Source organism: Halodesulfurarchaeum sp. HSR-GB (assembly GCF_031432215.1).
In the GTDB taxonomy this organism is placed as follows: Archaea; Halobacteriota; Halobacteria; order Halobacteriales; family Halobacteriaceae; genus Halodesulfurarchaeum.
This window is the reverse complement of sequence record NZ_JAVKGN010000001.1, coordinates 1,757,380-1,771,117: the sequence shown is the minus strand read 5'-3', so window position 1 is coordinate 1,771,117 and position 13,738 is coordinate 1,757,380. Positions and strand designations below refer to the sequence as shown.

Genomic DNA, 13,738 nt, shown 5'->3' with positions numbered 1-13,738 from the left:
AACCGGGTTTGTACAGATAACAATCGATAATGGCTTTTCAAATATAGATATTCTTTAATCAACTAGCTCATGTTTTATATATTCTTTAACATTCCACATTCGGGTACCCATAATAACGAAAAATGTCGTGAAGTTTTCCATCACATTGAATCTATCTTGAAAACCCTGGTAAAAAAGTACTGGTTGAAATTGTCGGTCCCTACGTCGACGTGAAACATCCATATACTTATTTGCAAAAGGCTATTACTGTTTTTATGAATCAATCAGGGTTGGTTTTTTCCCTTGGCAAATTCGTATATGACCTATTCGTACGTCCAATAATTCCAAATACATGCCGGCTAGTGCTTCAAAATGGTGTCCCTTCGTGGAGAGAAATGAAAATACTAGACTTGAAAACAGATTTTCCAGAATATGAACGAGGTATTTCCAATTCTATTGAACAGTATGTTGATAAAGGAAGTTCAGTTGTCATTGTAGGAGGGGGTAAAGGAGTTACGACCGTAAAAGCGGCAAATGCTGTAGGTCCGGAAGGTAATGTTACTGTTTTTGAGGCTAGTGACACAATGGTAGATGTAGTTTCAGAGACTGTTAAAATAAATGCGGTTGATGACATAGTTACAGTAAAGCACACTACTGTGTCGTCTGTCCATGAAAATAGCTCAGACAATTATGGTCGTTCGACAGCTACGGGAATGGAGCCATCCCAATTGCCAGAATGTGATGTTCTGGAACTAGATTGTGAGGGGGCGGAGATCGAAATACTACGAGGTTTATCTTCATGGCCGGAGTTGATAATTGTAGAGGTTCATGATGTTTATGGGGCTTCTGAAAGCGAAGTTCGAGCCATATTATCAGAAAATAGCTATGAAATAATTGATCGAGATATTGAGGCGGATGACGACGGAGTCTATGTGTTAACGGCAAAATTGAGGTAGATAGCTAACTCAATATTAACAATACTTTCATAGGTATCCTAATTTCTTCAGATTTTCCTGGACCGTTTTATTATCATAATCTGCAGCTTCGTACTCTCTAGGATATAATGATTCTGTGTCTTTCGCTGAAGTCTTCACCCACGGAACTTCCCTGACCGATGGGTGCTTTACGCCGGGGATGTGATCATATAGTCCATCCTCGCCGAACGCTTGTCCATGATCTGCTGTAATGACTGTCTTTGGAGCATGGACATTTTCAAGCAACAATTTCACCTCCTCAAGGACATAGCGGAGGTTATCAGTAAACGCTGCATGAAGATCGGCAACTGTCAATTCTCCGTTAAAGTACCGATGGTATAGTAGGTGGCCGAGTGACTCTTTATCAACGGTATACTCTTCACGGGTATTTCCACGTTTCAAAAAGGGCTTATGCGGCTGCATATAGTGGACGATAAGTTTGCTCCATTCTTTTTGCCGGGCAGTTCGTATTGCTAGGTCGGTTATCATATTCGCGGGAGGTGACGCAGAATCGTACGCCCAACTACCAAAATCGTGCGCAGACTTAAATTCCTTGAGAGCCGAATGTTCAAGATCTTCAGCATAGTGATTACCTGTAACATACGCAGATTTTGCCATCTGATTACTATGTTCACTAGCAAATGTATTTGAAATCCACTCTTCTGAGTGACTTCCTACAGAATGAATAGTTTCAATGGTATTGATGAAATCATATTCTCCTTTGACTGCCCTCATCCATTCTGGCCTGCAGGCATCAAGAACAACAAGTAGATCCCAATCATAATCCCATATAGATGTTGTCGAATATGGGTAGTCCCTGTGTTTGTGGCGTAATTCGGCGAGTTTAACGCTTGGTCCTTTCTTTCCCCATTGTTTCACTCCAAGTTTTATTAGCAGTTTATTATATAGATAGGGAGGTATTCTGTGAGGACGAGAAACTCCCTTTAAGATCAATTCTTGCATGGATGCCATAATAACTAAGATTAACTTTCAGCATTATTTTGTTTCGGTTTTCAATCAATCTAATTGAATGAATTATTTTATAGTGATGACTTTAGTGCTAAACTTTTCTATGAGATTCGCTTAACTCTTCTACTATGGTTGTTCACTCGCTACAAAGCATTTTAGTACCTGGATAGTGTTCGCGATACGTACAGATGAATATCGTTTATTATCTAGGTACTTTTCCGAAATTATCAAAGAGTTTTATTCTCAACGAAATTTACGAGCTCAAACAGAGAGGACATAATGTGGGGGTTTGCGCTTTATGGGATCCAAATGAAGATATTCGACATGAGGAACTTCACGAAATCAATATTCCGATTCAATATGTAGGAGACATTCAGTACAACGATATTGCTGAATTATTTTCTCGAAGTGTTGTATATTCACTCACTCCAAAAAATGTTTTTTACCCAGCATCACCACAACAACACGCTGCGAACTTAGTAAGAGCAAAACGGTGTATCGACTTCATCAAATCTCTTTCTTGGAAGCCTGATCACATCCACTCTCACTTTGCAACCTTACCTAAGTTTGGAGGAAAGTACGTGGCAAGCTATTATGATATTCCATTCACATTAACAACTCACGCATTTGATATTTATAAACAGCCAGTTGGTGCATATACCCGCAGGTTAATTAAAAGTACAGATCGTGTAATTACAATCTCGGAGTACAATAAGAAGTATATCCAAGATCAGATCACTCCAAGTATTCCAATAGATATTGTTAGAGCAGGTATTAGGCCAGAAAAGTTCACACCAACAGACACCCTCGCTTCAGATAGAATTTTGACGATAGCTCGTTTTGTAGAGAAAAAGGGGCTGGAGTATGCAATTGATGCTGTTGGTATTGTAGCTGATGAACTTCCGGAAATTGATTATCATCTTATTGGTTCTGGACAGTTAGAGTTAAAACTTAAGGAAAAGGTGGTTGAGTTAGGAATTGAAGAAAATGTAACTTTTCTCGATAATGTAAGCGACAAACGATTAATTTCTGAACTTGATGAGGCATCCTGCTTTTTACTGCCAAGTGTAATAGCGGAATCGGGTGATAGAGATGGAATTCCTGTGGCTTTAATGGAGGCAATGGCGATGGAAACCCCGCCAGTATCGACGACAGTTTCAGGCATTCCTGAATTGATAGATGATGGTAAAAATGGGTTACTGGTTGAACCGAGAAACGAACGGGCGATTGCCGAAGCATTGCTTAAAATTTTCCAAAATGAGCCTGATCGACAGGTACTTTCTGAACATGCCCGTCAGAGAATAGTTGAGAATTTCAACATGAAAAATGAGGCAGCTAAACTTATAAAGGCTTTCAAAAACACCCAAATAACATGACTAACAAGCGCACTATTCAATTGTAGAATTCTTCCCTTCTATAAGCATATTGGCCAATAATAACCTGAGACATTTGATCGCAATCATCTAAAATCTTGATATAACTTCTAAATTTTAGTCCGTAAATTCAAATGGACATCTCACCGATCAAATTGTATACTCTTTCAGGCCCCCTAGGAATTGAATAAGTTTTAAGAAATAGGCTATAGGGTAGTATCTGATTTTGAAATTCTCATTACCTCGTTTAACCAGTCGTTGAGGATTTGGAGGCATTATCCTTAATGGCGAAAAGGGATGACTGCCGACATCATGGTTTTTCCACAATTGGAATTGCCCTCTTCCAACTCTTATAGACTTCTTTTTATGGTCCTGAAATGTCGTCCTTGTGGGATGGTTTGCTATAACCTCTCTCTCAAAAAATAGGTTATAATCTGCCTCGAACACCCGTTGTCCGAACTCTTTGTCTCCTCCAGAAATCAAGCCTGTGTCGAACGCCCCTACGCTCTCGAATATCACGGATCGACTTACCAATGCAGCAGTAGGAGCAAAATTTTTCTCCTTCAAATAATGCTCCACAGGTAGTCCCATTGCTTTGTCGTACCGCGCCCAGAATGTATCTTCGCCCTCCGGAATGTACATCTCCACGTTACACCCCAGGTAATCGACGTCTGTCTCCTCAAATCGCTCAATCACGTCTTCGACCCACGTTTCATCCACTGTCACGTCGGCGTCGAGGAAGCCGATCAGCTCGCCAGAGGCGTGTTCGATGCCGGTGTTCCGGGCGGCGTAGGAACTCTGGATCTCCGTCTCCTCAAGGCCGGTGACGAGGTCGGGATACTGTGATTCGAACTCTTCGATGACGGCTGGCGTCCCGTCGGTGGAGTCGTTGTCGACGACGAGGATTTCGAATTGGTCTGCAGATGCGTCTTGATTTACTAAGGACTGCAGTGTGTCACGAATGCCTTCAGGGTCGTTGTAAACTGGGATGACAACTGAGAGAGTTGGTGTCATTATGGGCTGAGTTGAATGTTGGGGAGGTCTACCAGGGAAGCAATTAAAGCCGTTTGCGTGTTCGAGTCGATTCCATCAATATCAAATACCATCTCACTCTGAGATGGGTTCTCGGCAATGTCCTGTTCTATTAGATGTGTATAACTATTCATAGGCTCGCCCTCGAACTCTGCAAGAACCTTCGCGATCGAGATTCCTTGTAGAGGACTCCCATGTTTGACATCCTTCCCATCAACGAGTTCTGATCGGTTCGACTTTGCGAATTTTACTGCTTTCTCGATTACGTTGCTGTTCCAGAACTCGTGATCTGGGTATGTTTGTCGTAATCGTGCCAGTGCATACAGATTAACTGACTGGTATCCCCGTTCTTTTTTTCGACGTTCGCTGGAAAACGAATAATAGGTGTACGCAATCTCGTTTACGATAAGGTTATAGTATTGAGGAGTGCTCAAAACTTCTCGGAGAGATTGGATTCTCGGTGGGTGAGCGTAGTGTTTGATGAGGCCATCCGAGTGGATCTCTATATTCGATTCGAGCTTGTTTAGGAATTTCCGGAGATTTGAATCGACGGTGGAGAATTCGCTGGATAATCCGCGAGCGGCTGCAGCAAAGATGAGTTGATGATTGAGCGTTCTATCGAACGAGAGGTTGGTTCCATCTATTTCAATTCGCTCCCACAAACCTAATTCCTCATTGAACGGATGGAGGTCGAATACCTCCTTCGCAGTTTCGATGGCGTCACGCCGACCGAACATCATTCCAGCCCTTGTTAGAGCTCGGATTGGTCCTGCCTGGCCGACGAGTCCGTTGCATTGGTCCTTTTTTTCTGTTCTTCTTGCGTGAAACGTGTACCCCTGCGGTCTGACTTCATCACTGAGGAGATAGTCGATCGCAGCATTCGCAGCGTTCTCGTACTTTTGCTTATCCGTTATCTTGTAGACCTTTGAGAGTGTGAGAAGCCACTGTGACGTCGTCCGAACAGGTGTCTCGGGCTCGTCATAGGTATAATTCCTGCCTGGTGGAAAAGCTCCATCTTCTTGTTGATTCTTTAACCCATTCCGGGATGCGTGGACCAGTATTTCATTAACGGTCAATGAGTTGTTTTGAGATTCTGCACCAGTCATCTTTCCTTACTTAGCGGCGATATTGATAAAAATGGCCTCAAGGTTATTCTTTAACAGTGTTCGTTCATACGTATCCCAGTGCCTCCAATCGGCCTTGAACGCCGCCTTCGCTTTCCTGTGTAGATATCCCTTCCGCTAGTTCATCAATCTCATAGTTGATTCCTTCTCCTCGCATCTCTACCCACGGAACCTTCTTGACCGCTGGGTGGGGGACGTATCCAGGATGACCGTAGATTCCCATCTCCCCCATACCATTCGCGTGGTCTGCCGAAATTACAACGTTCCCTTCCACATGTTTGGTTAGTCGTTGAACTTCGTCGAGGACATGCAAGAGATTTTTCCCGTAATCTCTCCATACACTTTTGTGGTCATACTCTCCTGTCTGAAGCCCAAACCAGACATCGTGTGTGTTCCCACCCCACGATTTATTACTTAAATCGTACCGATCTACACAATGAAGGAACGGTGCGTGTGGTGGTATATAATGGACCACGAAACGAGGTGCGTTGGACTTGGCATATGCTTTTAGAGCGAAATTTGTAACAGTTGATGGATCTAGGTTCTCTTGCTCCGCTTTTTCTGTCAACTCCCACAATGCCTCAACTTGGTGAAAGCGATCTAAATCGACCTTAGATATAAATGGATTCTGCGTAACGTAATGAACTTCTGAAAGCTGCTCATCATCTGCGGCCCCAAATCCCTTCTTGAACCATTCACGACTGGTACTTGCACAGGAGTATTTCGACGATACGCTATCAAATCTTTCATAGATCTCATGCTGGGGTGCAAATTCGTCGAATAGATCTGACCGGCACGCATCCAATATAATCAATACATCCCACTCGTAATCGAGCGGTCGGTATCCATAATTGAGTTTTGACCCAAATCGAGCGAGGACTCGCTCGCCTAATTTTTCAGCTGTCATACGTGTCCCCGTGACGAGACCATAATTGTCTAATGCATGGTTGAATTGAGTATAAAATTCTTGAAGTGACATGGATATCAGTTGATGAGTTGTAGGATCTCGCCCCTACTTTCATATTTGGTTAGATCCTTCTCAAAGAAATCGCTGTTGTCTCTCATTTTTTGAATTGGCCAGTCCCACCATTTTATATCCAATAATACATTGCGAATTTTTTCACTAAATCTGAAATATTTATGTTCGGCAGGGACCCCCGCTACGACTGAATACGGCTCAACATCACCAACTACCACTGAATCGGCCCCTATAACTGCCCCATCACCAATGGTAACGCCGGATAGGATTTTGACATCCGATCCAATCCAAACATCATTACCAATTTCTATCGGGCCTTTTTGTTCGGGCTCGTGTGTCACACCAATAATATCGTACGTTTTTCCATGAACCGAGGCATACCTCATTGGATGGTTATAAGTCCTCATCCGGACCCGCTTTGCGATTGCGTTAAACTGCCCAATGTTGATCTCCCCGACCAATGAGTTCTCGCCGTTTAAGTGGGTGTATCTCCCGATGTTAACGTCTCCGTTGATGTGGGTTCCAGAATTGTTTATTTTGACGAATTCGTCCATTTGGACATTGCCAAATACTTCATTTCCTCTATCAATATTTGCTTTCCGAGAAATACTTTTGTAGTTATCTGAATATGCATTGATGAAGGTATTTAGTACCTGGTCATGTCCAAAAATCTTTGAATATACATTATACGCTAATCTCCCTATGTTCATCTTAAGCTATATGAACTCATTCTCTTCATTAAATCTTGTCGGTGACTCTTATCACTTGGATACTACTCAATTTACCACAGTTTATTCCTTGTCTACTTGCTTTTTTAAGCTGATTAAATTCCCAGATGCAATTAATTTACAAATATCCCAAATCCTGCAAATTTTGTTCGACTGAGGACTTTCCCGACTCGGAAAAAGTGTACGCTGGATCGTACATCCCGGTATCCGTCGCGTCGAGTTCGATCCAGGGCACGTACTTGACGGACGGGTGTGGGAATCCTTCTGGATGTCCGTACGCACCCCACTCACCGAATGCATTTCCATGGTCGGCTGTGAGAAGGACTCGCTCCGCGTCGATATTCTTCAGCAATAGACCGATGTCATCGAGAACGAGGCGAAGGTTGTCACGATACAGTGACCAGTGATCTGCGCGGGATATGTCGGACGTCTTGAGATTTTTCCATCCCCTTGCCTCATTCGAAGTCGGCTCGCGGTCGGCTTCGAGGGCCTTGGCGATATAGGGAATGTGGGGTTGCATGTAATGAGCAATGATCCTTTCCGCAGATCCCTCTCGGCTAGTTGTAATTGTCCGATCTGTAATGGGGCGTGGTGGGACGCCGTATCCTTCGCCATGATCGTACTGCGAAAGGTTTTCGATTGTTTCGAACTCCTCGCCGTGGACCACATTCCACCGGGGGAATGCAAACGGAACAGTTTCCTTCGGCGGGTAGTTTCTGTCGTGGAAGACCGCCTCAACGTGAGGGTTGCCCGTAATCATCGCCGTCGAGTTGATTTCGTTGGCCCAGTCTCGCGTGAAGGTCTTCGCGAGCCATTCCCTCGAATGACTCCCGATGGACACACGGCGTTCGATATTTTCAAGAAAGTCGTACTCGTCGGCGACTGATTCGAGGACGTCTACTCGGCAGGCGTCGAGTACGATCAAGAGATCCCAGTCTTCTTCGAATACTTGAGTTCCAAGAGGCCACCGTGACGTGAGGGTATACCAGAGTCCGAGGTACGTTGTAAATGCAGCGTGTTTCAACCCACTGCTTGGTTCTTTGCGAATTTGCTCGCGATGTTCTGCGAACCATTCTTGAAACGTACCGGCCATCATTTTCCGTCTGGGCTATAGAGCACTAAAACGATGCTGGTCCGCGGTTCTGTAGATTCTCTCTGACGATTTTAGAAAAATCACTTGGGACGCCGTCTTTCATTTCTGAGACTTGAGCCAGACCGTTCGGCTCGCTCGACACGGTCATGGCCAATCCATAAAGACCTTGGTTAATACCAATCCCACTCTGTACATAGCATGCGCCTCGGGCAAACGTCGGTCATTTTCTTCCTCTCCCGCTTTCTCGCCTCTATTATTGGTTTCGTGGCCACATTGTATATTGCGAGGGTCGTGGGACCTGACCCACTCGGTATTTATCACTTGGTAATTGGCCTCGTTTCCTGGCTTGCGATCGTAGGGAAAATTGGTGTGTCGGGTGCGCTTACAAAACGCGTCTCCGAGGGGACGGCCAAGGAAGAATTTTCAATAGCAGCGATCTCGGTAATCGCGATACTGTTCGTTGTACTATCGAGTCTTCTCCTCGTGTTCCGCCCGCACGTTGATTCTTATATCGGATATCCGGCTACGGGGTACGTCGTTTTGATACTGCTCGTGGTGTTGCTGAACGCAGTGATAATGTCGATTCTAACGGGGTTGCATATGGTCCACATTCGTGGTATTTTGTCAACAGTTCGAATAAGTGGACGGAGCCTCTTCCAGGTGTTCCTGATATTTTCGGGTCTCAGTACGGTGGGACTCTTGGCGGGTCACGTCGCAGGCTATTTTCTCGTCCTCCTGATTGGTAGCTATTTGGTCGTCAGCAATCTCGGTGGGATATCCAGACCCTCCACGGACCACTTCAGAAGCTTGTTCGACTTCGCGAAGTACTCCTGGCTGGGATCGCTTCGGGGCCGGATGTTCAATTATACCGATGTCATCGTGTTGGGATTCTTCGTTTCCCAGACGCTGATTGGAATCTATGCAGTCGCGTGGAATATTGGTCAATTTCTCATTCTGTTCAGTAATTCGCTGAGAGCGACCCTGTTTCCCGAAATCAGTGAGCTTTCTGCCAAACAGGATACCCAGGCGGTATCACGTATTCTTGAACAGGCTCTCACCTTTGGTGGATTGTTCCTTGCTCCCGGTCTGTTGGGCGGCGCAATCCTCGGTGAGCGAATCCTCCGTCTTTACGGTCCGGAATTCCCACAGGGTGCCACAGTCTTGGCCATCCTAATCGTCGCCAACCTCATCCAAGGATACCAGACGCAATTTCTCAATACCCTCAATGGTATCGATCGCCCCGACCTCGCCTTTCGAGTCAATGCCGTCTTCGTGGTCGCCAATTTGATCCTCAACGTGGTACTCATCTATCTGTACGGGTGGGTCGGTGCCGCAGTCGCGACTGCGACGTCCGTCGGAATCAGTTTGGTTCTCGGGTATTACCACGTCGATGCAATCATCGATTTCCAGGTTCCTTACTGGGAAATTGGCAAACAGTGGTTTGCCGCATTCGTCATGGCTGGCTTCGTGTATAGTGGCCTCTGGGTGGAGAATACGTTCCGCCTCCTTGGAGATAACTTCGCGACGGTGTTGATTCTGGTCCCTATAGGGGCTGGTGTTTACTTCGTGGTCCTGCTAGTGGTTTCACGAGAGTTCCGCGAAACCGTAGACAGAAATCTTCCAGTCGATCTTCCGTACATTTCTCAGTAGCGAGCGAATCGAATTTGGTGCGGCTACGATGCCCCAAAATCTACGGGATGGGAATGAAAGGGGGCTTTCGGGGAATTGAGCCCTAAGTTTCCGCGGTCTATTCACCTACCTCACCAACGAAAACCTATTTGCTCCCCACCAGGTAAGACACACCCAATGCAAGCAGTCGTCCTCGCCGCCGGCAAGGGCACCCGCCTTCGCCCCCTCACCGACGACAAACCCAAGGCCATGGTCGAAGTCGACGGCCAACCACTCGTCGCTCACGTCTTCGACCGCCTCGTCGAACTCGATGCCTCCGAATTAATAGTAATAGTCGGCTACCAGAAGGAGGACATCATCAGTCACTTCGGCGACGAGTACCGCGACACGCCAATCACCTACGCCCACCAGCGTGAACAGAACGGCCTCGCGCATGCCCTCCTCACCGCCGAGGAACACATCGACGATGACTTCATGCTCATGCTCGGGGACAACATCTTCCAGGCCAACCTCGAGGACGTGATCAACAGACAACGAGAGAACCGCACCGACGCGGCCTTCCTGGTCGAGGAAGTCCCATACGAGGAGGCCTCCCGCTATGGCGTCTGTGACACCAATGGCTACGGCGAGATCGTTAACGTGATCGAGAAACCCGAGGACCCGCCCTCGAACCTCGTGATGACCGGCTTCTACACCTTCACGCCCGCGATCTTCCATGCCTGCCATCTCGTCCAGCCCTCCGACCGTGGCGAATACGAACTGAGTGACGCGATTGACTTACTCATCGAATCCGGGCGCACCATCGACGCGATTCGCATGGACGGCTGGCGTATCGACGTGGGTTATCCCGAAGACCGCGACAAAGCCGAAGAACGGCTGCAGGAAGAACGCCAGGACGCGACGGCGGAGTGAACCCGACCGGTCGAAGAGCGGTCACCTTAGCGATCGTCAGAATCAGTGGTGGGACTGTCCTGGGCTGCTGGGTCGAGCGTTTCCAGCCCACGGAGTGTGGCGACTTCGTTGAGGTCACGATCGGCGCTGACGAAGGTCAACTCGAGATCCGCGCCGATGTCAAGTGCAGCGGCCAATTGCAGACTGTCCAGCGTTCGTAAGTCGTCTTCAAGAACGATGTCGAGTGCTGTTTCGTATCGGGTTTCGTCGAGTGGAACGACCACGAACGTTTCCAGCGCTTCCTCGAAGAATATCGTCAGGAGCCCATCCACGTCGTCGGGAGATAGGGAGCCACGATTTCGTTTTCGACGAAGTGCGGAGGCGAGTTCGACGACAGATAACGACGTGATTACGATCGTGTCGTCGTCGCGTTCGACGAGGTCGTCGACGACATCCGTCCCTGGTTCCTGGGCATATCGTTTCGCGAGTGCAGAGGTATCGAAAAAGTAGTGCGCCATCACTCGATCCGCTCGTCACGGTCACGATCGACCTGTTCTGAAAGTGGGACGTCTGTCACAGTCCGCTTGCGAAGCGTCGACAGCGACTCGTGCACGTCCTGTTCGTGGACGAACGAGTCCATCCGCTCCCGCATCGCCTCGAGTCGAGCACTCCGAATTGCGAGCCGTCCGAGAGCCGGCGTGCCGTTTCGAGCGTCGCTCATGGTCGAAAATAGTGGGTGAATTGTCAAAGACGTTCCGGTGGGGTTTCCGTCGAGTTTATTCCACAGTATGGGGTAAGCTAACCCACGGCTAAAGCCGTGGGCTTTCAGCGTGGACTCCCGCTCTGGCCGACTCATCGTCGGCAGGAGACTCATACTCTCCATTCGCGTTCAACATCCCGCTGTTCAAGCGCACGCCTACGGGTGCGCCTCCACCGGAGCCAGTTTGGTTCCGACGGAGATACCGCAAACCGATGTTCTTGCCGGCGTTGTAGTCGGCGTGATTCTCGTAGCCGCATTTCAGGCACTCGAAGGCCTCGTCGTGACGGTTGTCGGGGTGGGTGAATCCACAATGTGAACACCGCCGCGACGTGTTCTCGGGGTCAACCTGTGCTACCTCGATGCCGTATTCTTCAGCTTTGTACTCCACGTATTCGTAGAGGCGGTTGAACGCCCAATTGTGCCCCCACGACGCACCAGTGCGGTCACGAATGTCGGTCAGGTCCTCAAACGCTATCACCGAACACTCGTAATCACGAGCTTCAGCAACCAACTCGTTCGAGATACGGTGAAGCACTATCTTGAACCGACCTTCTTCTTTGCGACCGACTGCCTGCATATTCTCATGTGCCCACCGCGTCTCACATTGCTGCAAGTCGCCACGCCGCTTCTCGTATTCGCGCCGCCAGTGGTCGAACTCGTCGCCCGTCCAGAACGTGCCCGTTGAAGCGACGGCCAGATTGTTCACGCCGAGGTCAACCCCGAGAACCGTTCCGTTCTCGGTGGGTGCCTGTTCCGGCGTGTCAGACTCCACGTCCGTCTTTGTGTGGATGTGAAGCATCCAGTTGCCGTTGCTGTAGTGTAGTTCCGCCCCCGTAGTCTCGTACTCGTCTGAGAACAGGTATTCCGCGTGAGGCGTATCCCGATTATCGTCAGGAAGCACGTAGTCGGCTTCAATCCGGCCATCGACCGTGGCGAGGCTTACATACTCGTCGTGGAAGGTGGCGGTGCGGTGGTCGTAGACGAGATGGGGGCTGGTGAAGTGTGGCATCGACGCTTTCTTGCCCTGCTTCCACTTTTCGACCACGCTCTTGCAGGCGTCGGCGGCCTTGTTTCGGGCGGCTTGGACGTGGTTGCTGTGTAAGGCCGTCTCGTCGCGCACGTCGTCGTAGGTGTCGTCGTGGAGCGTGGTCTTGCTCGTGGTGACGTATCCACCCTCGAACGCGTGGCGTGTGACGTAGTCGGCAGCCCACAGGAATTCGTCTATGGTATTTTCGAGGAGTGCGGCGTCGTCACTGTCCACGTCAAGTTTGACGGGAACAGTCCGCCGCTTCTCCATATGCCATAAGTGTGCTTGATAGTTGAAAGACGTTAGGGAGTTGGCCCGGCCATTGTCGGTGGGTTGTTGCACAGAGCTTACGCGCTTCCTTCCACCCGTGAACGGGTGGGTTTCCGCGCTGTTACTGCTATGATCCCACACGATTCGACCGCACGAATCACGTCCTTTCGGTGGATCGGAACCGCTACAGATTCGAGTCGGCAGATCGTCTTCGCGACGTCGACCGTCGCCGCAGTCAGCGTCTCGAAGTGTCGCTCCACCGCAGCTCGCGTCTGTCGATGGTCCGGGGACTGGTACTCCTCCAGCGTCAACGACTGGAATGAGCGTAGCTCACGGACGGTCCGCTCGATGTCTTCGACCCCGTCCGCGATACGCTAGACGTGTGCCGTATGCTCGTCAGTCATTCAAGCCCCATCTCGGAGTCGCCGTGCCGCGCCTGTCACGCGTTCGCGAGCACGCTTTAGCGACGGTTCTCGTGCCAGTTCGGCTTCCAGCTCGTCGCGACGCGATTTGGAACCGACGACGACCGTCCCTTCGCCGAACGCGATACTGGCGAACTCCGGCGACATGGAGTGAACGTCGACGACGTCCACGTCGCCGGAGATGGCCTCGGCGACGGCGACGTGCGTCCTGAGGTATGTGTCACTGTACCCGTCGTCACCCGGTCGAACGTCCCGAAATTCGACGGCTACGTCGAGGTCGCTCTCGCCCGTCGCCGTTCCACGGGCGGTCGATCCGAACACCAGCGCGAACGAAACCGGATGGTCTGCGAGGACGTCTCGAAGGTCCTCAAGTACGGCCTCCCGAGACTGTTCGCTCCCGGTTTCGTCGTTCATGATGACAAGTTATCGGCGTTTGTGTAATAGTGTTTCTGCCGGAGTGCTGGGTGTCAGTGCTGTCGGTGTAATCT

15 protein-coding genes are annotated in these 13,738 nt (G+C 48.9%); 4 read left to right on the top strand and 11 right to left on the bottom strand.

What is annotated here, in order from left to right; all coding sequences use genetic code 11:
* Positions 1-254 precede the first annotated feature (254 nt).
* Entirely contained in the window at positions 255-935 is a 681-nt protein-coding gene (locus tag RH831_RS09400) for an FkbM family methyltransferase (protein WP_310553930.1), read from the top strand.
* 27 nt (positions 936-962) lie between these two features.
* On the opposite strand, the gene RH831_RS09395 is transcribed toward RH831_RS09400, so the two are convergent.
* Complete coding sequence (locus RH831_RS09395) at positions 963-1,916, bottom strand: hypothetical protein (RefSeq protein WP_310553929.1); 954 nt, start codon at positions 1,914-1,916, stop codon at positions 963-965.
* 194 nt (positions 1,917-2,110) lie between these two features.
* On the opposite strand from RH831_RS09395, the gene RH831_RS09390 reads away from it, so the two are divergent.
* A complete protein-coding gene (locus RH831_RS09390) occupies positions 2,111-3,298 on the top strand; it encodes a glycosyltransferase (protein ID WP_310553928.1) in 1,188 nt (395 codons plus the stop codon).
* A 147-nt stretch (positions 3,299-3,445) separates the two neighbouring features.
* Here the strand turns inward: RH831_RS09390 and RH831_RS09385 are convergent, their stop codons facing one another.
* From RH831_RS09385 to RH831_RS09365, 5 genes are all read right to left on the bottom strand, one after another.
* On the bottom strand, positions 3,446-4,309 hold the full coding sequence (locus RH831_RS09385) for a glycosyltransferase (RefSeq protein ID WP_310553927.1): 864 nt from the start codon (positions 4,307-4,309) through the stop codon (positions 3,446-3,448).
* The gene (locus RH831_RS09380; protein WP_310553926.1) at positions 4,309-5,433 is read right to left on the bottom strand and encodes a hypothetical protein; all 1,125 of its coding nucleotides are present in this window, start codon (positions 5,431-5,433) and stop codon (positions 4,309-4,311) included. Before RH831_RS09380 ends, RH831_RS09385 begins: the two co-directional genes overlap by 1 nt.
* Before the next feature lie 64 nt (positions 5,434-5,497).
* Positions 5,498-6,358 carry a hypothetical protein gene (locus RH831_RS09375; RefSeq protein WP_310553925.1) on the bottom strand — a complete coding sequence of 287 codons (861 nt, stop codon included), beginning with the start codon at positions 6,356-6,358 and terminating at the stop codon, positions 5,498-5,500.
* A gap of 77 nt (positions 6,359-6,435) precedes the next feature.
* Positions 6,436-7,140, bottom strand: coding sequence for a CatB-related O-acetyltransferase (locus tag RH831_RS09370; protein ID WP_310553924.1), 705 nt, complete (start codon positions 7,138-7,140; stop codon positions 6,436-6,438).
* Between the two features lie 136 nt (positions 7,141-7,276).
* On the bottom strand, positions 7,277-8,251 hold the full coding sequence (locus RH831_RS09365) for a hypothetical protein (RefSeq protein WP_310553923.1): 975 nt from the start codon (positions 8,249-8,251) through the stop codon (positions 7,277-7,279).
* Positions 8,252-8,449: 198 nt separating this feature from the next.
* Between RH831_RS09365 and RH831_RS09360 the strand changes: the two genes are divergently transcribed.
* Complete coding sequence (locus RH831_RS09360; protein ID WP_310553922.1) at positions 8,450-9,901, top strand: flippase; 1,452 nt, start codon at positions 8,450-8,452, stop codon at positions 9,899-9,901.
* A 156-nt stretch (positions 9,902-10,057) separates the two neighbouring features.
* Positions 10,058-10,792, top strand: coding sequence for a UTP--glucose-1-phosphate uridylyltransferase AglF (aglF, locus tag RH831_RS09355; protein ID WP_310553921.1), 735 nt, complete (start codon positions 10,058-10,060; stop codon positions 10,790-10,792).
* 26 nt (positions 10,793-10,818) lie between these two features.
* On the opposite strand, the gene RH831_RS09350 is transcribed toward aglF, so the two are convergent.
* The 5 genes from RH831_RS09350 to RH831_RS09330 form a co-directional block, all read right to left on the bottom strand.
* Entirely contained in the window at positions 10,819-11,289 is a 471-nt protein-coding gene (locus RH831_RS09350) for a type II toxin-antitoxin system VapC family toxin (protein WP_310553920.1), read from the bottom strand.
* Positions 11,289-11,492, bottom strand: coding sequence for a hypothetical protein (locus RH831_RS09345; RefSeq protein WP_310553919.1), 204 nt, complete (start codon positions 11,490-11,492; stop codon positions 11,289-11,291). Before RH831_RS09345 ends, RH831_RS09350 begins: the two co-directional genes overlap by 1 nt.
* Positions 11,493-11,580: 88 nt before the next feature.
* The gene (locus tag RH831_RS09340; RefSeq protein ID WP_310553918.1) at positions 11,581-12,828 is read right to left on the bottom strand and encodes a transposase; all 1,248 of its coding nucleotides are present in this window, start codon (positions 12,826-12,828) and stop codon (positions 11,581-11,583) included.
* A 77-nt stretch (positions 12,829-12,905) separates the two neighbouring features.
* On the bottom strand, positions 12,906-13,178 hold the full coding sequence (locus RH831_RS09335) for a HepT-like ribonuclease domain-containing protein (RefSeq protein ID WP_396275464.1): 273 nt from the start codon (positions 13,176-13,178) through the stop codon (positions 12,906-12,908).
* Between the two features lie 54 nt (positions 13,179-13,232).
* On the bottom strand, positions 13,233-13,664 hold the full coding sequence (locus tag RH831_RS09330) for a type VII toxin-antitoxin system MntA family adenylyltransferase antitoxin (protein WP_310553916.1): 432 nt from the start codon (positions 13,662-13,664) through the stop codon (positions 13,233-13,235).
* Positions 13,665-13,738: the final 74 nt, after the last annotated feature.